The 19,072-nt window shown below is 62.6% G+C and carries 18 protein-coding genes and 1 tRNA gene; 12 read left to right on the forward strand and 7 right to left on the reverse strand.

What is annotated here, in order from left to right; translation table 11 throughout:
* Positions 1-138 precede the first annotated feature (138 nt).
* Genes LB532_RS22895 through LB532_RS22910 form a run of 4 tightly spaced genes read left to right on the forward strand, consistent with a single transcriptional unit; the run spans position 139 to position 4,882 of the window.
* Positions 139-1,716 carry an ABC transporter ATP-binding protein gene (locus LB532_RS22895; protein ID WP_181169259.1) on the forward strand — a complete coding sequence of 526 codons (1,578 nt, stop codon included), beginning with the start codon at positions 139-141 and terminating at the stop codon, positions 1,714-1,716.
* Positions 1,713-2,843, forward strand: coding sequence for an ABC transporter permease (locus LB532_RS22900; RefSeq protein ID WP_140638125.1), 1,131 nt, complete (start codon positions 1,713-1,715; stop codon positions 2,841-2,843). The genes LB532_RS22895 and LB532_RS22900 overlap by 4 nt, the downstream gene beginning before the upstream one ends.
* Entirely contained in the window at positions 2,843-3,763 is a 921-nt protein-coding gene (locus tag LB532_RS22905) for an ABC transporter permease (RefSeq protein ID WP_140561203.1), read from the forward strand. Before LB532_RS22900 ends, LB532_RS22905 begins: the two co-directional genes overlap by 1 nt.
* Before the next feature lie 51 nt (positions 3,764-3,814).
* Entirely contained in the window at positions 3,815-4,882 is a 1,068-nt protein-coding gene (locus tag LB532_RS22910; protein ID WP_140638320.1) for a BMP family ABC transporter substrate-binding protein, read from the forward strand.
* Between the two features lie 48 nt (positions 4,883-4,930).
* Here LB532_RS22910 and LB532_RS22915 read toward each other — a convergent pair whose 3' ends face one another.
* Complete coding sequence (locus tag LB532_RS22915) at positions 4,931-6,037, reverse strand: acyltransferase family protein (protein ID WP_140638124.1); 1,107 nt, start codon at positions 6,035-6,037, stop codon at positions 4,931-4,933.
* 99 nt (positions 6,038-6,136) lie between these two features.
* Complete coding sequence (gene rimO / locus LB532_RS22920; RefSeq protein WP_140638123.1) at positions 6,137-7,450, reverse strand: 30S ribosomal protein S12 methylthiotransferase RimO; 1,314 nt, start codon at positions 7,448-7,450, stop codon at positions 6,137-6,139.
* A gap of 316 nt (positions 7,451-7,766) precedes the next feature.
* Between rimO and LB532_RS22925 the strand changes: the two genes are divergently transcribed.
* Positions 7,767-8,165: a hypothetical protein gene (locus tag LB532_RS22925; protein ID WP_140638122.1), complete on the forward strand. Its 399-nt coding sequence runs from the start codon at positions 7,767-7,769 to the stop codon at positions 8,163-8,165.
* Positions 8,166-8,220: 55 nt separating this feature from the next.
* Here the strand turns inward: LB532_RS22925 and LB532_RS22930 are convergent, their stop codons facing one another.
* The 5 genes from LB532_RS22930 to LB532_RS22950 form a co-directional block, all read right to left on the reverse strand.
* Positions 8,221-8,907, reverse strand: a complete 687-nt coding sequence (locus LB532_RS22930; protein ID WP_140638121.1) for a TerC family protein — start codon at positions 8,905-8,907, stop codon at positions 8,221-8,223.
* A gap of 197 nt (positions 8,908-9,104) precedes the next feature.
* On the reverse strand, positions 9,105-9,512 hold the full coding sequence (locus tag LB532_RS22935) for a DUF930 domain-containing protein (RefSeq protein ID WP_140638120.1): 408 nt from the start codon (positions 9,510-9,512) through the stop codon (positions 9,105-9,107).
* Positions 9,513-9,557: 45 nt separating this feature from the next.
* Positions 9,558-10,256, reverse strand: a complete 699-nt coding sequence (locus LB532_RS22940) for a DUF2161 domain-containing phosphodiesterase (protein ID WP_140638119.1) — start codon at positions 10,254-10,256, stop codon at positions 9,558-9,560.
* A gap of 157 nt (positions 10,257-10,413) precedes the next feature.
* Complete coding sequence (locus LB532_RS22945; RefSeq protein ID WP_140638118.1) at positions 10,414-10,821, reverse strand: hypothetical protein; 408 nt, start codon at positions 10,819-10,821, stop codon at positions 10,414-10,416.
* 197 nt (positions 10,822-11,018) lie between these two features.
* Positions 11,019-11,108, reverse strand: a tRNA-Ser gene (locus LB532_RS22950).
* A gap of 328 nt (positions 11,109-11,436) precedes the next feature.
* Here LB532_RS22950 and LB532_RS22955 point away from each other — a divergent pair.
* From LB532_RS22955 to LB532_RS22985, 7 genes are all read left to right on the forward strand, one after another.
* Entirely contained in the window at positions 11,437-12,651 is a 1,215-nt protein-coding gene (locus LB532_RS22955) for a septal ring lytic transglycosylase RlpA family protein (RefSeq protein ID WP_140638102.1), read from the forward strand.
* An 83-nt stretch (positions 12,652-12,734) separates the two neighbouring features.
* Complete coding sequence (locus LB532_RS22960) at positions 12,735-13,901, forward strand: D-alanyl-D-alanine carboxypeptidase family protein (RefSeq protein ID WP_140638101.1); 1,167 nt, start codon at positions 12,735-12,737, stop codon at positions 13,899-13,901.
* A gap of 184 nt (positions 13,902-14,085) precedes the next feature.
* Positions 14,086-14,760, forward strand: a complete 675-nt coding sequence (gene tmk, locus LB532_RS22965; RefSeq protein WP_140638100.1) for a dTMP kinase — start codon at positions 14,086-14,088, stop codon at positions 14,758-14,760.
* The gene (locus LB532_RS22970) at positions 14,757-15,812 is read left to right on the forward strand and encodes a DNA polymerase III subunit delta' (protein ID WP_140638099.1); all 1,056 of its coding nucleotides are present in this window, start codon (positions 14,757-14,759) and stop codon (positions 15,810-15,812) included. The genes tmk and LB532_RS22970 overlap by 4 nt, the downstream gene beginning before the upstream one ends.
* Positions 15,813-15,894: 82 nt before the next feature.
* Complete coding sequence (gene metG / locus LB532_RS22975; protein ID WP_140638098.1) at positions 15,895-17,448, forward strand: methionine--tRNA ligase; 1,554 nt, start codon at positions 15,895-15,897, stop codon at positions 17,446-17,448.
* Positions 17,448-18,242 carry a TatD family hydrolase gene (locus LB532_RS22980; protein WP_140638097.1) on the forward strand — a complete coding sequence of 265 codons (795 nt, stop codon included), beginning with the start codon at positions 17,448-17,450 and terminating at the stop codon, positions 18,240-18,242. The genes metG and LB532_RS22980 overlap by 1 nt, the downstream gene beginning before the upstream one ends.
* Positions 18,243-18,245: 3 nt before the next feature.
* Entirely contained in the window at positions 18,246-19,067 is an 822-nt protein-coding gene (locus tag LB532_RS22985; RefSeq protein ID WP_140638096.1) for an MBL fold metallo-hydrolase, read from the forward strand.
* The last annotated feature ends 5 nt before the right edge of the window (positions 19,068-19,072 follow it).

The raw sequence follows: 19,072 nt of genomic DNA on the forward strand, positions 1-19,072 counted from the left end.
TGCGCGAAGAAGACTGATCTTTGCCCTTGAGTTTCCGCTGAAATTCTTGAAGCTCTTTCAAGTCGAGTGCTGCTTTCGCATGAGAGCTGGCCGCGCATACGATGCTTGCGGGAACACAGAACATATCCGGGAACCCGGATGGGAGGCACTGTGAGTGCAAATCATAACGGAGCGAATCTGCTTGAGGTTCGCGGCCTTACCAAGATTTTCGGCACGCTGACGGCGTGCGATCATGTCGACCTCGACATAGCCAAAGGTGAGATCCACGCGCTGCTCGGCGAGAACGGCGCCGGCAAATCGACGCTGGTCAAGATGCTGTTCGGCTCGCTGGAACCCAATTCCGGCGAGATCTTCTGGAACGGCCAAGCCGTCAGAATTACCAGCCCGGGCGTCGCGAAAAAGCTCGGCATCGGCATGGTGTTCCAGCATTTCTCGCTGTTCGAGGCATTGACGGCGGCCGAGAACATCGCGCTTTCCCTGGATGACGGTTCGCCGATCAGCAGCATCGCCGCCAAGGCGAGGGCGCTTTCCTACAGCTATGGTCTGCCGCTCGATCCGGAATCGCTGGTCGGCGACCTGTCGGTGGGCGAGCGCCAGCGCATCGAGATCATCCGCTGCCTGCTGCAGACGCCGCAGCTCATCATCCTCGACGAGCCGACCTCGGTGCTGACGCCGCAGGAGGCTGACAAGCTGTTCGAGACGCTCGAACGTCTGCGCTCGGAAGGCAAATCGATCCTGTACATCTCGCACCGGCTGGAGGAGGTCAAACGCATCTGCGACCGCGCCACCGTGCTGCGGCACGGCAAGGTGGTCGGCCACTGCAATCCGCGCGAGGAGACTGCCGCGTCCTTAGCCCGCATGATGGTCGGCAACGAAGTGCAGGCCGTGGTGCGGGCGCCGGTCGCGGGCATCGAAACAGCGCAGTCCCTGCTCGAAATCCGCGGCCTCAGCCGCAAGCCGGCGACGCCGTTTTCGATCCCGCTCAAGAACATAAACCTCACCGTCCGCGCCGGCGAGGTGATCGGCATCGCCGGCGTCGCGGGCAATGGCCAGGGCGAGTTCTTCGAATCCGTTTCCGGCGAAGTCCTGCAGCCGGATGCCGCTTCGGTGCGTATTCGCGGCAAGGATGCAGGCAGCCTCAGCATCACCGGGCGCCGGCTGCTGGGTGCCGCCTTCGTGCCGGAAGAGCGCCTCGGCCATGGTGCCGCGCCGCGCATGCGGCTCTCGGAAAACCTGCTTCTGTCGCGCCATGCCACCGACGGCAGGACCTTTGTGGGCACGGGCGGAATGGTCAAGAGCGGCACCGTCTACGCCGCCGCCCAGCGCATCATCGAGGCGATGGACGTGCGCAAGAGCGCGCCAGATCCGGAGGCAGCAGCGCTCTCGGGCGGCAATCTCCAGAAATTCATCGTCGGCCGCGAACTCGACCGCAGGCCTGACGTCATGGTGGTCAACCAGCCGACATGGGGTGTCGACGCGGGTGCCGCCGCCCATATCCGCCAGGCACTGATCGAACTTTCCCGCAGCGGATCAGCGGTGCTGGTCATCAGCCAGGACCTCGACGAACTGTTCGAGATATCGGATGCGATCGCGGTGATGCACAATGGCGAGCTGTCCAGGCCGCTGCCGATCGCCGAAGCGACCTTCGAAAAGATCGGCCTGCTGATGGGCGGCGCCGAACCAGGCCACGCCGAACACACGCTGGAGACGGCATGATGCGCCTCGAACTCGTCAAACGGCCGCAGCGTTCGGCGCTGTTTTCCATGCTGTCGCCATTCATCGCCTTCGCGCTGACGATCATCGCGGGCGGCATCATGTTCGCGCTGCTCGGGGTCAATCCGTTCAGCGCGTTCAACATCTATTTCATCGAGCCGATCAGTCAGGTCTGGCAACTGCATGAGCTGGCGATCAAGGCGGCGCCGCTGATCCTGATCGCGGTCGGCCTGTCGGTCTGCTACAAGGCCAACATATGGAACATCGGCGCCGAGGGCCAGTTCATCTTCGGCGCCATCTTCGGCTCGGCCGTTCCGGTGCTGTTTCCTGGGTTCGAGGGCCCGCTGGTGCTGCCGCTGATGCTTCTGCTGGGCATGGTCGGCGGTGCCGCCTACGCGGCCATCCCCGCATTTCTGAAAACCCGCTCCAGCACCAACGAGATCCTGACCAGCCTGATGCTGGTCTATGTGGCACAACTCTTCCTCGACTGGCTGGTGCGCGGACCGTGGCGCGACCCGCAGGGCCATGGCTTCCCGCAGACCATCCAGTTCGGCGACTCGGCCATCCTGCCGGAGCTGATGCCGGATGCCGGCCGCGCCAATTGGGGCTTTGTGTTCGCGCTGGTCGCGGCGGTGCTGGTGTGGCTGATGATGAGCCGCATGCTCAAGGGTTTCGAGGTTCGCGTGCTCGGCTCCAGCCCAAGGGCAGGGCGCTTCGCCGGCTTCGGCCTCAACCGCATGGTCTTCTTCGCCTTCCTGCTGTCGGGCGCGCTGGCCGGGCTTGCCGGCATATCGGAAGTTTCCGGCGCCATCGGGCAACTTCAGCCCGTCATTTCGCCCGGCTACGGCTTCACCGCCATCATCGTGGCGTTCCTTGGCCGCCTCAATCCGCTCGGCATCGTTGCGGCGGGCCTGGTGCTGGCCTTGACCTATCTCGGCGGCGAGGCGGTGCAAAGCGCGCTCGGCATCTCCGACAAGGTGGCGCGCGTATTCCAGGGCATGCTGCTGTTCTTCGTGCTCGGATGCGACACGCTCATCCATTACCGCATCCGGCTGATCGGTCTGGCGCTGACCAAATCGGAGAGTGCTGCGAAGCTCGAGGCCGCGCCAAAGTTGAAGGAAGCCCGCTGATGGACATCACCGTCAACATCCTCCTGACCATCGCCACGGCGGCGACGCCGCTGCTTATTGCGGCGATCGGGGAACTGGTGGTCGAGCGCTCCGGGGTGCTCAACCTTGGCGTCGAAGGCATGATGATCATGGGCGCGGTCGGCGGTTTCGGCGCAGGCTATCTGACCGGCTCGCCCTGGATCGGGCTCTTGGCGGCCATCGCCATGGGCGCGCTGTTCTCGCTGCTGTTTGCCGTCATGACGCTGTCGCTGGCCACCAACCAGGTGGCGACCGGCCTGTCGCTGACGCTGCTCGGCCTCGGCCTCTCCGGCATGATGGGAACCAGTTTCGTCGGCCAGCCCGGCGTCAGGTTGCCCAATCTCGATATTCCCGGGCTCAGCTCCATCCCGGTGGTGGGCAGACTGCTGTTCGGCCAGGACCCGTTGTTCTACATCTCGATCGCACTGACGGCCGCCGTGATGTGGTTCCTGTTCAGGACGCGCACCGGGCTGACACTGCGCTCGATCGGCGACAGTCACGCCTCGGCGCATGCGCTCGGCATCAAGGTCATCCGCTACCGTTATCTCTCGGTGATCTTCGGCGGCGCCTGCGCCGGTCTTGCCGGCGGCCATCTCTCGCTGGTCTACACGCCACAGTGGGTCGAGAACATGAGCGCGGGCCGCGGCTGGATCGCGCTTGCGCTGGTGGTGTTCGCGTCCTGGCGGCCGTGGCGGGTGCTGGCGGGCGCCTATATCTTCGGCGCGGTGTGGATCGGCCAGCTTCATGCACAGGCTTTTGGCATTCCAGTGCCTTCGCAACTGCTTTCTTCGTTGCCCTATCTGGCGACCGTCGTGGTTCTCGTTCTAATCTCGCGCAACAAGCGTCTGACGATGATGAACACACCGGCTTCCTTGGGGCAGCCATTCGTTCCGGATCGTTGACAACAATAACAAGACGGGAAGCTCCAAGGCTTAACTCAGAGAGGTAACATGATGAAAAAACTGCTTATTGCCCTGATGACGACGACAGCGGCATTTTCGCTGGCCGCGTCCGCGGAGGCCGCCGACAAGCTGAAGGCATGCTGGGTCTATACAGGCCCGATCGGCGACTTCGGCTATTCCTACCAGCACGACCAGGGCCGTCTCGAAGTCGAAAAGGCGCTCGGCGACAAGGTCGAGACCGCTTATCTGGAGAACGTCTCCGAAGGGCCCGATGCCGACCGCGCTTTCGAGCGTCTGGCGCGCGAGGGCTGCAAGATCATCTTCGGCACGTCCTTCGGCTTCATGGACGCCGAAGTGAAGGTCGCCAAGAAGTTCCCCAAGGTGATGTTCGAGCACGCCACCGGCTACAAGACGGCGGACAATCTCGGCATCTACAACGCGCGCTTCTATGAAGGCCGCTATGTGCTCGGTCAGATCGCGGCCAAGGAATCGAAGTCCGGCGTCGCCGGCTACATCGTCTCCTTCCCGATCCCGGAAGTGGTGATGGGCATCAACTCCTTCATGCTCGGCGCGCAGTCGATCAATCCGAATTTCAAGGCCAAGATCGTCTGGGTGAATTCCTGGTTCGATCCGGGCAAGGAAGCCGATGCGGCCAAGGCCCTGTTCGACCAGGGAGCCGACATCATCGTCCAGCACACGGATTCGACCGCGGCACTGCAAGTGGCCGAGGAGCGCAAGCTGCACGGCTTCGGCCAGTCGTCCGACATGATCAAGTTCGCGCCGAACGCGCAGCTGACCTCGCTGACCGACGAATGGGGTCCCTACTATATCAGCCGGGTCCAGGCCGCCATCGACGGCACCTGGAAGCCCGACAATGTCTGGCTGGGCATCAAGGACGGCGCGGTGAAGCTCGCGCCCTACACCAATATGCCCGACGACGTGAAGGCGATGGCCGAGGCGACCGAGAAGAAGATCGCCGACGGCTGGAACCCCTTCACCGGACCGATCGCCAAGCAGGATGGCACGCCGTGGCTGAAGGACGGCGAGGTCGCCGATGACGGCACGCTGCTCGGCATGAATTTCTACGTCAAGGGCGTCGACGACAAGTTGCCGCAATAGGTTTCACGTTAGGTCCGACAGGGAAAGGGCGCCGCGAGGCGCCCTTTCTCATTCGGCGGCTTGCGCGGCCGCCGGGACATGGCGAAACCGCGCCAGACCGGCGTCCACCGCGAGGCTGAGCCGGATCCTGAGCCAACGCTGCACCGGCCGCTCGAAATAGCGCCAGATCGCCCACGACACCAAAACCATGAGCGCCACGCAGGTCCACGCTGCAATCCATTTTCCGGCCAGCGGCGTCAAGGCGTTGATGAGGAGATAGCCGGCATTCTGGTGAAGGAGATAAAGCGGGTAAGTCAGCCCGCCGAGAGCCAGCGTGAACGCCGACGGTCTGATCCGGTCGCGCAGCAGGACAGCGCCGATCAGCGCCGCGTGCATCACCACGTTGGCGGCCACGAGATGGGCGGACGAGACCGCAATGCCGTAGTGCCCGATCATCCACTGTTGCGTCACAGACAGCGTATAGCTGGAGAGCACGAAGGCGGCCGCCAGCAGCAGCAAGGCCGGCACTGAGCGACCATGCGCGTGGAGATGATGGACCAGCATGCCGGCGGCGAAGAATGGGCCGAACTCGGTGAGAAACAGAAGCCGCGCCGCGCCGCTGCCGAGGAAGAGTTCGTTGACGGCCGAGATCGCCAGCCAGCCGAGGATCAGCGCCAATTTGCATCTCTGGAAAACGCCGGCAATAAGGGCCAGCGTCACCCATCCGTAGAAAACCACTTCGAGCACGACCGACCAGTAGACGCCGTCCATGAAAGGCTGGCCGAAGGCCGGCGCGAACATTATGAGATTGGCGAGATACTGGCTGAAGGAGGCTGGGAGCAGTGGCGTGCCGGAAAAGGCGATAACCGCGAAGCTTATCGTCATGCAGAGCAGAAAGCCCGGATATAGACGCGCGAAACGCGCGACGGCGAATCTTTCCCAGCCGCGGCCTTCCGCCGACCATGCGATGACGAAACCGCTGATCAGAAAGAAAAGATTGACGCCGAGATAGCCGTACAGAGCGAGCGGCGCGGCATGAGGATAGCCCGCCGTGAGAAAGCCGTCGGCGGCCGCGCCGCGGAAGAAATAGTGAAACAACACGACGGCCAGCGCCGCCGCCAGCCTCAACAGGTCCAGCGTCGCGATATAATCCTGGCGGACAGGTTTGGGATCCATCCTTAGTCCCTGCGTTTACGGCCCGGAAACCATAAAGCAGGCGGCGACCAAACAGGGTAAATGGCCGGAACTATCGCGAAATGTGGTAAATCGCAGTCCTCAGACGGCCGAACCGTAGAGATCATAGGGGTCGGCGCGATCGACCTTGACGGTGACGATGTCGCCGGCGCGCAGCGGGCGGCGCGACTGGATATGGACAGAGCCATCGATCTCCGGCGCATCGTATTTGGTGCGGCCCTTGGCCGATGTGCCATGTGCTTCGTCGATCAGCACCGGCAGGCGCTTGCCGACCTTCTTGGCCAATTGCGTCGCCGAGATCTTCTGCTGGCGCTGCATGAAGCGATGCCAGCGCGCCTCCTTGATTTCCTGCGGCACCTGCTCAAGGCCGAGTTCGTTGGAGCGCGCGCCCCGTACAGGTTCGTATTTGAAGCAGCCGGCGCGATCGATCTTCGCTTCATCCAGCCAGTCGAGCAGCATCTCGAAATCCTCGTCGGTCTCGCCGGGAAATCCGACGATGAAGGTCGAGCGGATGGCGAGGTCCGGACACACATCGCGCCAGCCGCGAATGCGCTCGAGCGTCTTTTCGCCATGTGCCGGCCGGCGCATGTTCTTCAATACCTGCGGCGAAGCATGCTGGAAGGGAATGTCGAGGTAGGGAAGGATCTTTCCCTCGGCCATCAGCGGGATGACGTCGGCCACGTGCGGGTAGGGGTAGACATAGTGCATGCGCACCCAGATGCCGAGCTTGCCCAATTCCTCGGACAGATCGAGGAACTTCGCCCGCACTTCACGATCACCGAACACGGAGGTCTGGTATTTGATGTCGATGCCGTAGGCGCTGGTGTCCTGCGAGATGACGAGGAGTTCCTTGACGCCGGCCTTGGCCAGTTTCTCGGCCTCGCGCAGCACATCGGCCGCCGGCCGCGAGACAAGATCGCCGCGCAGCGCCGGGATGATGCAGAAGGTGCAGCGGTTGTTGCAGCCTTCCGAAATCTTGAGATAGGCGTAGTGGCGCGGCGTGAGCTTGACGCCTTGAGGCGGCAGCAGATCGATATAGGGATCATGGCTCGGCGGCGCCGCCTCGTGCACAGCCGCCATGACGCTTTCATAGGCCTGCGGACCGGTGATGGCGAGGACGTTGGGATGCTTCTCGCGAATGACATCGGGCTCGGCGCCCAGGCAGCCAGTGACGATGACCCTGCCGTTCTCGGAAAGCGCCGACCCAATGGCGTTGAGCGATTCATCGCGGGCGGAATCGAGGAAGCCGCAGGTGTTGACCACGACGAGATCGGCACCGTCATGCTTGCGCGCGATCTCATAGCCCTCGGCGCGCAGGCGCGTGATGATGCGTTCGGAATCCACCAGGGCTTTGGGGCATCCGAGACTGACGAAGCTGACGCGAGGGGCGGACATGAGCAGGTTTCCAATGGACCTGAACCGGAAACGCTGATCCGGCTCGAAGTCACGACATATAACGGTTTGCACGGCTCTGGCAGGAGCTCAATTCGGGCGGCGCAATAGCACGGCTTGCCCGATCAGGCAAACAGGTAAGCTCTGCGACATCGGCGATCTCGTTGTGCAGATCGAAGCGAAGAAGCCGAAAGCCATTGGTTCGCGGCTCTTACAAAAAGCGAATTGCCGGGTAATGGCAGCCAGTCAACGCGACTTTCAGCGCTATGATTAGGACTCACTAATATGCTATGGGCAGAATGGTGAAGGGGCTGGTCCCATGAGACAGTTGCTAGGACACATTGCATTGGCGTGGCTTGTGCTGCCCGGCGATGCGGACGCACACGGTTGGTATACGGGCAAGACCGATCCCGTTCTTCACTATGACTGCTGCGGAAACAAGGATTGCCACCCCATCGATCCCAACGATGTCAGGATGACCAAAGACGGCTATTTTGTCAGGCTGCACCCTACCTACTTGAATGAGCCACAAGAAGCAGAGTGGTTTATCCCCAGAGAACGTGTCCAGGCTGCGCCCGATGATCGATACCACATCTGCGAGCGTCTAATGACGGTTTATCGAACGATCATTCCCCATATGAAGTTTGATCCTTACCAGCGATATAGGTGGACGTGCTTCTTCGCGCCGATGGGCACCGGTTCAATCCAATCAGAATGAACCATTACGCTGCAATTTCAAACTGACCAACATCGGCGGGCGCGAGGGTTCCGGCTCAGTGGCCGCTCGATCCGAACCATGGCGCCAGGAAAGCGAATTGGTCGGGAAACTGCTGCACGGCGCCGTCGAGAAGCATCTTCAGGGCGACGTAAAGGATGATCAGCAGGCCGATATAGGCGATCCAGCGGTATTTGTGCAGCAGGCGCGCGACGAAGGACGCGGCGAAGCCCATCAGCGCAATCGACAGAGCGAGGCCGATGATCAGCACCGTCGGATGGTTCATGGCCGCACCCGCGACGGCCAGGACATTGTCGAGCGACATCGACACGTCGGCAATGACAATTTGCCAGGCGGCCTGCGAGAAGGTCTTGCGCGGCGACTTGCCGGCAATGGTCCCATCCTTGTCGAAATCGCCATTCGACAGCGCTTCGGTCGCGTCACGCTCCTGCTCGTGGCTGACACCCAGTTCCCGCCACATCTTCCAGCACACCCAAAGCAGCAGCAGGCCGCCGGCGATGAGGAGCATGGGGCCAATTGTCAGCAGCCATTGCGTGATCAGGGCGAAGAAAATGCGAAGGACGGTGGCCGCGATGATGCCGACCAGAATGGCCCGTTTGCGCTGACTGGCCGGCAGGCCGGCCGCCGCAAGGCCGATGACGATGGCGTTGTCTCCAGCCAGCGCAAGATCGATCGCGATTACCTGAAAAAGGGCCGATAAGCCTGCGGCAGTAAATATTTCCATCGACCTGGAAGCCCTTGCCTGTTCGCCGAGTGTTCGTTGTCGATCGCCCAGCCCGCCCTAAAGGCATGGTTCCTTGCCGTCAAGACATCGCTTCGGGCAACGCCGCAAAACCGCTTTCGTTGCAGCGGCGCCATTGAGGGGATTCGACAATCGCGGGCAGGCGAGTCGAAATGGCGGTGAAAACCTAGTCGTAGAGCCTAATCGTAGAGATTGTATTTTGCCCAATCGGTCTCCGGGATCTCGTCGCCGATGCGGTAGCGGAGCTGTAAGACCTCCATATGGTCCGGCGCCGTCTCGCACTTGAATTTCAGCCGGTACCATTGCCCCTTGCTGCGGAAGGCGGCTCCCGGGCTCTTGATGGCGTCGTCGCTCATGACGGGCGTGGCAAAGGCGTAAGCGACCACCCGGTCCGCCTTGTACTTGCGGTCGTCGTGGGTGATCCGGTCGAGAACTTCAGCGTCACAGCGCTGTTCGAGGCGGGTTTGCGGGTCGAGTTTCAGGAGGCCTGCGCGCAAGGCGCTGTCCATGGCGTTGGCCGGAAAAGCCAGGGTCAAGAACGCCATGAACGTCGTGCAGAGTGTCTTCATGGGCGGGACAAGCAGCATATTTTGTCTGAAAAATCAACCAAAGGGCCGGGCGTTGTCCCGCGCTCAGGCACTCGGCGCGTTCAAAATCGCGTGTCGGGATTCATCGTGCGACGGCTGCGGCCAACGCATCAGCGAGGCACGGCCGGCGTCGGTCAGATCGTAGACGCCGCGGTCGACGCGCGCGAACCAGCCATAGACATTGTGCAGCAGAATTTTCGGCGCAAGCGGCGTCAGCGCCTCGAGATCGCGCGGGCGCTTGGGCCCGTCGGCCAGCGCCGCGGCGCAGGCGAGGGCGCTCTGGCGGTACGCTGTCATGATGGGATTGCGCGATCCCCCGCCCGCGACAGGATCGCCGCGGCGCCGACGATGTTCGTCGACCAGCCGCGAGCGGCGCCGTGGGTTCTTGCGCGGCGCGACGGTGACCGGGCTCAGAAGCACCTCGACCCGGTCGCTCGCCGTCACGCCGAGCAGGCCGAAGCCAAGCCGGCGGCAAAGATTGCGGAACCGGGCGTCGCTCTCGCGTCCCTTGCCCCGGGCCGACATGCGCGCGGCCAGCCACACCTCGTCGCAGGCGGTTGCGCGGTCGACGCCTTGCAGCACCAGTTCGAGATTGAACGCCAGCTTCAACTCGCAAATGACGACGACGGGCGGCTCCCCCTCACGCAGCGCGACGATGTCGCAGCCGCCGATCTCGCCCTTCACGGCAAAGTCCAGGCTTTCGAGAAACCGCTTCACCGGCGCGTAGAGGGAGGTTTCGTTCATAGGCTCAAGGCTTAGCCGATTCGGCACGAAAAGCCTCGGGAGTGACCCTCACCACATCATGAAGGAAGCGGTTCGGCGTGAATTGCTAAACGATTGGCCGACCGAGCCCGCCGCCTCATGGTGGCGGGCCATTCTTCACTGAGCGGAATCCGCCAAATCAGTTTCTGGCTGGCGACAACCCAGACGCCGAGCGCACGTTTGCGCTTGAGAAAACCACAAAGGCGAAAAGCAGCACCGCAGCGGCGACGATGAGCGAACCCGCAGCGACGACCGGCTCAAGCGCCGTATTCCCGTGGAGCATCAAATACAGCGCCGGCAACATCACCACCAAGCCGACGTTGTACAGGCCGAAGTGGGCAATTGCCACTTTCCGCTCTGCCTTTGCCGGGTTCAGGGCGTAGTAACCGCCAAAGATTGCACTTGTGACCCATCCGAGCAGATTGATGTGCGCATGCGCCGGGAACGCACCGTGATCTCCCGAAATCGCCATTTGCAAGCCAGCGCCAATCCCCAAAATGAGCCAAGCGACGGCGGTCTTAAAGAAAAGATCCGAAACCTTAGGCATGTCACTTCCTCCCCACAATGCCGAATCCGACGTGACGAGATTAGGGCTTCCTAATATTCGATGCAATCAAGATCAAAGCCATTTACGGAGGCGCTGCCTCACGGTGGCGGACTTCATCGTTTGTTGAGGTTAGGAACGGAGTTAGGAACCGAATAAGAAAAATCCGAAAAGCGATGCTTTTCAACGTGCTAGGGATCTGGCGGAGGGAGTGGGATTCGAACCCACGGTGAACTTGCGCCCACGCCGGTTTTCAAGACCGGTGCCTTAAACCGCTCGGCCATCCCTCCAGCGACATCTCTTCGCCCAACGTCACTCGATCAGATATTCGAGTCCGGCGGCGAATGAAGAGAGCCATCTGGCTGATGCTCTAGTGTGCCCGGCAAAGACCTGTCAACCGGCATGCGCGGAACGCATGTTTCCCGGCAGCCGACGCCGGGCAGGGTGGCGTCACAATCTTGCCTGGTTGCGGCCACAATCGATTAATAGCGTGATAAACAATTCCTGCGCACAAAGGACAGGGGTTCGAGGCGCCGTTGGTCTTGGTCAGGCAAGCTTTGGCTCCTGGGACGTTCAAGCCGCGGCGTCTTTGGTCGAGACTGTAGGGGACATCAGGAAATGCAAACTACGGCGCGCCCGCATCTACGCCGTGCTTGCGCTTTCGCGCTATTCACCATGTCGGCAGTGCTGCTTGCCGCCTGCGCATCGCAGCCTGAACCAAAAGGGATGGTCTACAAGAAGACCCGTTCCAAGGAATATTTCGCCGAAACCGAATATGGCGTGAAGGCCAGCCCTCGCGTCGCCTTCATGCGGCGTGGCGGCGGCCGCGACCAGCTCGGAAAACCCTACCAGGTTCGCGGCAAGTGGTACTATCCGAAGGAAGACAAGCACTATGCCAAGGTCGGCCTGGCGTCCTGGTACGGCGATGCCTTTCATGGACGGCTGACCGCCAACGGCGAAGTCTACGACATGAGCCATCTGACGGCGGCGCACCCGACCATGCCCCTGCCGAGCTACGCCCGCGTCACCAATCTCAAGACCGGCAGTTCGGTCATCGTGCGCGTCAATGACCGCGGTCCCTACCACCAGGGCCGCATCATCGACGTCTCGGAACGCGCCGCCCAGATGCTCGACTATGCCAATGTCGGCACGGCCGAGGTGAAGGTGGAATATGTTGGCCGCGCGCCGCTCGACGGCAATGACGACCAGTATCTGATGGCCTCCTACCATCCAGGCAACAGGATACCGGACCCGTCGGATGGCTTGCCGACCGGCGTCATGGTGGCCATGAACGGACCATCGCCGAGCCTGCCGGTGAGTGCCGCCGTGCCGTTCCCAGGCCAGCTGACGAATTCCGATGCAGCTCCGCAAGCACAGGTGCCGGCACAATCGCCGGCCTTGGGTGACCTGGCGCTGCCCGACTTCGGTCCGATCGTGCCGGAGCGTCCGGATATCGGCCTGCCGCCGCAATCGCCGTTTTCGGTGGCCTCGCTCTCCTATGCCGACGAGCGCGTGCGGCGCGCCGATGTCTTTGCCGCACTTGACGACGACGGCATGTCGCCCGCCGACATCCTGCGCTCATGGAAGAACGCCAACCCGCAAGCGCCGTCGCCCGCCTATGTCGCGGCCGGCACTTTCGATGACGCCACCGAGGCAAAACGCGTGGCGGCCGCGCTCGAGCCCTTCGGCAGGATCGAGATCCAACGTTCCGAATTCGATGGCAAGGACTGGTATGCGGTGAACCTCTATCCGGACGGCCATGGCGGCGTCGACGATCTGCTGCAGGCGGCCTGGTCGCATGGTGCGCCGGACGCCCTGGCCGTGCGCAACTGATCTATTTTTCCCGCACGGTTGATCCTGCGGAAAAAACCCTGATAGCCTGGCCGCGCCAGAACCGGCAAACGGGTCGAGATTTCATGCAGTTGCGCGTCTTTCCGCCTTTGGCCGGATTTCTGGGATTGGCCCTGCTGCTGCTTTGCATCGCGCCCGCCGGCGCGCAGCTTTTCGAGACCAAGGCAGCCCAGGCCTTCATGATCGACGCCGACACAGGGACGGTGTTGTTTTCCAAGGACGCCGACAAGCTGATACAGCCGGCCTCGATGGCCAAGCTGATGACGATGGAAGTGGTGTTCAACGCAATCAAGTCCGGACGCCTGACCCTCGACGACACGTTCGTGGTGAGTGAAAACGCCTGGCGCAAGGGCGGCGCCCCTTCGGGAACGTCGACGATGTTCGCCAAGCTCAAATCGGCGGTCCGGATCGAGGACCTGATCCAGGGCGTGACGGTGCAGGCGGCCAATGACGGCTGTATCGTGCTGGCCGAAGGCATCGCCGGGTCCGAGGACAATTTCGCCGCGCAGATGACCGAACGCGCCCGCCAGATCGGCCTGGCCAAATCGACCTTCGTCAATTCGACGGGGCTGCCGGCGGAGGGCCAGCAGACGAGCGTGCGCGAGCTGGCAATGCTGGCCTTGCATCTGTGGCGCGACTATCCGGACCTTTATCGCTACTACGGCCTGAAGGACTTTACCTGGAACAAGATTTCGCAGAGGAATCGCAACCCGCTGCTGGCGATGGACATCGGCGCCGACGGCCTGGCAGTCGGCAGCAGTGAGGTGTCCGGCTTCGGCATAGTCGGCTCGGTCAGCCACAATGGCGCGCGGGTGATCGCGGCGATGAGCGGGCTCGCAAGCGACAAGGAACGCGCCGAGGAGGCACGCAAGCTCCTCGACTGGGGTTCGCGTTCCTTCGAGAAGACGCAAATCTTCGCCAAGGACGAGGTGGTGGGCCAAGCGCAGGTTTTCGGCGGCGTCAAAGCCGGCGTGACGCTGAAGGCGAAAGGGCCGATCGCCATCTTCCTGCCGGTGGCCAACCGCGACAAACTGACAGCGAGGATCGTCTATGACGGCCCGGTTGCCGCACCCGTGGAGGAGGGGCAGCCGGTAGGCGTGCTGCGGGTCTGGATCGGCGACACGCTGAGCCAGGAAACGCCGCTGTTCGCCGCCGAATCGATCGGCGTCGGCACGCTGCCGCAGCGAGCTCTCGATGCCGTCAAGGAACTGGCCGTTGGCTGGCTCCGCTAAAGCGCGTCGCGCTGAAACGAATTCATGCGATGCGCTTTAGCGTCTTTGTTTATGCATGTCGTTCTCTCAAAGCCGAGGTCACTTTTGAGCGGCATGCGATAACGCCGGCGGCATGGACGTTTTCCCGAACGCGGACTATCTAGAGCGCTAGAATCCATTCAAATAAGGGATAAAGGCCTTTCGATTGGCACGCGGATTTTTCATCACCTTCGAAGGCGGCGAAGGAGCAGGCAAGTCGACGCAGATCGAGCGGCTGGCCGGGAAGATGCGTGCCAAGAAGTACGACGTCCTCGTCACCCGCGAGCCGGGCGGCTCTCCGGGCGCGGAAGCGGTCCGGCACGTGCTGCTTTCAGGCGCCGCCGAGCCGTTCGGGCCGAAGATGGAGGCACTGCTTTTCGCCGCGGCGCGCTCCGACCATGTCGAGCAGGTCATCCGCCCGGCGGTCGAGCGCGGCTCCATTGTTCTATGCGACCGCTTCCTGGATTCCTCGCGCGTGTACCAGGGCGTCACCGGCGGCCTCGACCCGGTGTTCATGGAGACGCTGGAGCAAGTGGCCATCAATGGCATGATGCCCGACATGACGCTGATCTTCGACATCGATCCCACCGAAGGCCTGAGACGCGCAACAGTACGTCGCGGCGCCGGCGCCGGCCCCGACCGCTTCGAAAAGGAAACGCTTGCCATTCACCAGGCGCGCCGCGAGGCATTCCTGGCGATCGCGGCGGCCGAGCCGGAGCGCTGCGTCGTGATCGACGCATCCGCCGCTCCCGATGCGGTAGAGAATGCCGTCACCGCCACCGTGTTCGCGGCACTGGAGGCGAGGGCGCCCATGCGCAACAGACAGACCGCACCCGCATGATCTTCGAACGCATCGCGCCGGAACAGCATGACACGCTGGACGGCGTCCCCGAACCGTCCGAAACGCCACGCCTGGTGGGGCACGGGCAGGCCGCCGCCATGCTCGCGGCCGCCTATCGCGCTGGAAAGCTGCCGCACGCGCTGATCTTCGCCGGACCGGTCGGCATCGGCAAGGCGACGCTCGCCTTCCATCTGGCGCATCACCTCCTGAAGCATCCCGCCTTCGAGCAAGCGCCGGAGACGCTCGCCGTTCCCGATCCGGCGTCCTCGCTGTTTCGTCAGATCGCCACCGGCGCGCATCCGGGCGTGTTGCATCTGACCCGTCCGTTGAACGACAAGACCAAGAACTTCAAGACGGTCGTCACCGTCGACGAGATCCGCAAGGTCAGTCGCTTCCTGTCGCTGACTTCGCATGACGGCAGCTACCGGGTGGTGATCGTCGACCCGGCCGACGACATGAATGCCAACGCGGCCAATGCCTTGCTGAAGAATCTCGAGGAGCCGCCGGCGCGAACGCTGTTCATCCTCATCGTCCATGCACCGGGCAGCCTGTTGCCGACGATCCGCTCGCGCTGCCAATTGGTTCGGCTGTCGCCGCTTGATGCCGACGAGCTGATGGCGGTGCTGGAAACCGCCGAGCCGCCTCCGCCGGATGATCCGGCCGCGCGGGCGGCACTTGCCGAGCGGGCAGGGGGCAGCGCCCGCAATGCGATCCTCCTGACGCAGTATGGCGGGCTGGAGATCGCCGAAACGCTGGACGCCCTGGTGAGCGCCGGCAAGAGCGACATCGCCGGCGCCTATCGCCTTGCCGAGGTGGTGGCCGGACGCGACCAGGCGATCCAGTTCGATATCTTCAACCGCCGCGCGCTCGACCTGTTGTCCGATGCGGCTAGCCGGGCGGCGCTGGCCGGCGATCTCGCACGAGCCAAAACGCTTTCGGACACTTGGCACGAGGCGCTGGACGCTATATCTGAGACTGACACCTACAATCTCGACAAGAAGCAGCACGCCTTGACCATGATCGACCGCCTGAAGTCTGCAATGCGAATGTGATGGTTCCCTCGGGATGGCAATCGCCTCCCCGATGCGATATCCACCGCCACGCCTTCCATTCAGACTTCATGACGGTTCATTCATGTCACGCGATACATACTACGTCACGACCGCGATCTCTTACCCCAATGGCAAGCCGCATATCGGCCATGCCTACGAATTGATCGCCACCGATGCGCTGGCCCGCTTTCAGAGGCTCGACGGCAAGCAGGTCTTCTTTCTCACCGGCACCGACGAACACGGCATCAAAATGCTGCAGACGGCGAAGAAGGAAGACATTTCGGCGCGCGAACTGGCCGACCGAAATTCGGCCGAGTTCAAGCGCATGGCGACCGCGCTCAACGCTTCCAACGACGATTTCATCCGCACCACCGAAGAGCGGCACTACGCGGCATCTCAGGCGATCTGGAGGGCGATGGCCGCCAATGGCGACATCTACAAGGGCGGCTATGCCGGCTGGTACTCGGTGCGCGACGAAGCCTATTACGGCGAGGAGGAAACCGAGGTTCGTCCCGACAATGTCCGCTATGGCCCGCAAGGAACGCCGGTCGAATGGGTCGAGGAGGAAAGCTATTTCTTCCGGCTCTCGGCCTATCAGGACAAACTGCTGGCGCTCTACGAGGGCCAGCCGGATTTCATCGGCCCGGCCGAGCGGCGCAATGAAGTGATGAGCTTCGTCAGATCGGGACTGAAGGACCTGTCGATCTCGCGCACGACGTTCGACTGGGGCGTGCCGGTGCCCGGAGACGAGAAGCACGTGATGTATGTCTGGGTCGACGCGCTGACAAACTACATTACCGGCGTCGGCTATCCCGATGAAAAGGCTGATAATTGGAAATTCTGGCCGGCCGATGCGCACATCATCGGCAAGGACATCGTGCGTTTCCACGCCGTCTACTGGCCGGCCTTCCTGATGTCGGCAGGCATTCCGCTGCCGAAGCGCGTCTTTGGCCACGGCTTCCTGTTCAACCGCGGCGAGAAGATGTCGAAATCGGTGGGCAACGTCATCGACCCCTTCACCATGATAGAGCATTACGGGCTCGACCAAGTGCGCTATTTCTTCCTGCGCGAGGTGCCGTTCGGCCAGGACGGCAGCTACAGCCACGAAGCGATCGTCAACCGCACCAATGCCGACCTCGCCAACGGCATCGGCAATCTGGCGCAGCGCTCGCTGTCGATGATCGCCAAGAACTGCGGCGGCGTGGTGCCGACGCGCGGCGAGCTGACCGATGCCGACAAGGCAATCCTCGATCAGGCGGCGGCCGCTCTTGCCGCCGCGCGCAAGGCAATGGCCGAGCAAGGCATCCATCTGGCGCTGGCATCGATCTTCGGCGTGGTGGCCGAAGCCGACCGGTATTTCGCCGGACAGGAACCTTGGGCGCTGAAGAAGACCAACCCCGAGCGCATGCAAACGGTATTGTGGACTACGGCCGAAGTGGTGCGGCGCGTGGCGATTCTGTGCCAGCCCTTCACTCCAGGATCGGCCGCGAAGCTGCTTGACCTGCTGGCCGTGCCGGCAGACGAGCGCGATTTCGTGCATCTCCACGCCGACCATGCGCTTGTGCCGGGCAGAGCGTTGCCTGTGCCAGAAGGCGTGTTTCCGCGTTACGTCGATCAGCCGGAAGCGAACGGCTGATGCTCGTCGACAGCCACTGCCATCTGGATTTTCCGGACTTCGCCGAGGAGCGGGCGGCCATCGTCGCCCGCGCCCTGGCCGCCGGGATCGGCCGTATGGTAACGATCTCGACGCGCGTGAAGCGGTTTCAGCAAATACTTGAAATCGCAGACGCTTTCGACGAAGTATACTGCTCCGTCGGAACCCACCCGCACAATGCGGCCGAAGAGCTTGACGTGACGACGGCGGATCTCGTGCGCCTGTCCGCCCATCCCAAGGTGGTGGCGATCGGCGAGGCCGGGCTCGACTATTTCTATGACAAGGCGCCCCGCGATGCGCAGGCGCAGGGTTTGCGCAACCACATCGCCGCTGCCCGCGAGACGCGCCTGCCGCTGGTCATCCATTCGCGCGATGCCGACGACGACATGGCTCATATTCTGGAGGAGGAAACGGGGAAGGGCGCCTTCCCGTTCGTCCTGCACTGTTTTTCGTCGGGACGCAGGCTGGCCGAGGTTGGCGTCTCGCTGGGCGGCTATGTTTCGTTTTCTGGCATCCTGACCTTCAAGAATTCGGCCGAAATACGCGCCATAGCCGCCGACCTGCCGCATGACCGGCTGCTGGTGGAAACCGATGCGCCATATCTCGCGCCGATCCCATTTCGCGGCAAGCGCAATGAACCCGCCTATGTCGCGCACACGGCCAAGGTGCTGGCCGAGACGGTCGGCGTCAGCGAAGGTGAAATCGCGGCTTTGACGACCGACAATTTCTTCCGGCTGTTCGGCAAGATGCCGCGACCCGCCGAGCAAAGCGCCTGAACGATGACAGACCGGCTGCGCCTCACCATTCTCGGCTGCGGCTCGTCACCCGGCACGCCGCGCATCACCGGCGACTGGGGCAATTGCGATCCGCAAAATCCGAAAAATCAGCGCATGCGCACGGCTGCCCTTGTCGAGCGGATCGCCGCGAGCGGCGCCCGCACCACCGTCGTCATCGACACTGGGCCGGATTTCCGCCAGCAGATGCTGATGGCGTCGGTCAAACGCATCGATGCCGTCGTCTACACGCACCCCCATGCCGACCACATCCACGGCATCGACGACCTGCGCGGCTTCGTGCTCGACCAGCGGCAGCGGATTGATATCCATGCCGACCATCCAACGATGCTGCGGCTGCGCCAGGCCTTCGGCTACTGTTTCGAGACGCCGCCAGGCAGTTCGTATCCGCCGATTGTCGACGCGCACATCATCGATCACGCCGGTCCCGTCGTGATCGAAGGCGAGGGCGGTGCCCTCACCCTCGAGCCGCTGCCGCAGGTTCATGGCGACATCATATCGCTCGGCTTCCGCATCGGGGGACTAGCCTATTGCCCCGACATCAGCGATTTTCCGGCTGCCACCGCCGAGCGGCTGCGTAATCTTGATGTCCTGATCGTGGACGCGCTTCAGTACAGGACACACCCGAGCCATCTGTCGCTCGGCCAGGCGCTAGAATGGATCGAACGGCTGGCTCCGAAACGGGCCGTGCTGACCCATATGCATGGGCCGCTGGACTACGCTACCGTGATGGCTGAGACTCCGGCAAATGTCGAGCCCGCATTTGATGGCATGGCGCTTGAAATTCCTTATGAGTCAGCATCATAGGAAGA

This window comes from Mesorhizobium sp. ESP-6-2 (assembly GCF_020164675.1).
Classification (GTDB): domain Bacteria; phylum Pseudomonadota; class Alphaproteobacteria; order Rhizobiales; family Rhizobiaceae; genus Mesorhizobium.

Coding starts and splice junctions, on each gene's coding strand:
- rimO (WP_140638123.1), bottom strand. CDS start 7,450: ATGTCCGCCCCTCGCGTCAGCTTCGTCAGTCTCGGATGCCCCAAAGCC.
- LB532_RS22935 (WP_140638120.1), bottom strand. CDS start 9,512: ATGCTGCTTGTCCCGCCCATGAAGACACTCTGCACGACGTTCATGGCG.
- LB532_RS22900 (WP_140638125.1), top strand. CDS start 1,713: ATGATGCGCCTCGAACTCGTCAAACGGCCGCAGCGTTCGGCGCTGTTT.
- LB532_RS22960 (WP_140638101.1), top strand. CDS start 12,735: ATGCAGTTGCGCGTCTTTCCGCCTTTGGCCGGATTTCTGGGATTGGCC.
- LB532_RS22915 (WP_140638124.1), bottom strand. CDS start 6,037: ATGGATCCCAAACCTGTCCGCCAGGATTATATCGCGACGCTGGACCTG.
- LB532_RS22970 (WP_140638099.1), top strand. CDS start 14,757: ATGATCTTCGAACGCATCGCGCCGGAACAGCATGACACGCTGGACGGC.
- LB532_RS22910 (WP_140638320.1), top strand. CDS start 3,815: ATGAAAAAACTGCTTATTGCCCTGATGACGACGACAGCGGCATTTTCG.
- LB532_RS22925 (WP_140638122.1), top strand. CDS start 7,767: ATGAGACAGTTGCTAGGACACATTGCATTGGCGTGGCTTGTGCTGCCC.
- LB532_RS22980 (WP_140638097.1), top strand. CDS start 17,448: ATGCTCGTCGACAGCCACTGCCATCTGGATTTTCCGGACTTCGCCGAG.
- metG (WP_140638098.1), top strand. CDS start 15,895: ATGTCACGCGATACATACTACGTCACGACCGCGATCTCTTACCCCAAT.
- LB532_RS22895 (WP_181169259.1), top strand. CDS start 139: ATGGGAGGCACTGTGAGTGCAAATCATAACGGAGCGAATCTGCTTGAG.
- LB532_RS22955 (WP_140638102.1), top strand. CDS start 11,437: ATGCAAACTACGGCGCGCCCGCATCTACGCCGTGCTTGCGCTTTCGCG.
- LB532_RS22945 (WP_140638118.1), bottom strand. CDS start 10,821: ATGCCTAAGGTTTCGGATCTTTTCTTTAAGACCGCCGTCGCTTGGCTC.
- LB532_RS22940 (WP_140638119.1), bottom strand. CDS start 10,256: ATGAACGAAACCTCCCTCTACGCGCCGGTGAAGCGGTTTCTCGAAAGC.
- LB532_RS22905 (WP_140561203.1), top strand. CDS start 2,843: ATGGACATCACCGTCAACATCCTCCTGACCATCGCCACGGCGGCGACG.
- LB532_RS22985 (WP_140638096.1), top strand. CDS start 18,246: ATGACAGACCGGCTGCGCCTCACCATTCTCGGCTGCGGCTCGTCACCC.
- LB532_RS22930 (WP_140638121.1), bottom strand. CDS start 8,907: ATGGAAATATTTACTGCCGCAGGCTTATCGGCCCTTTTTCAGGTAATC.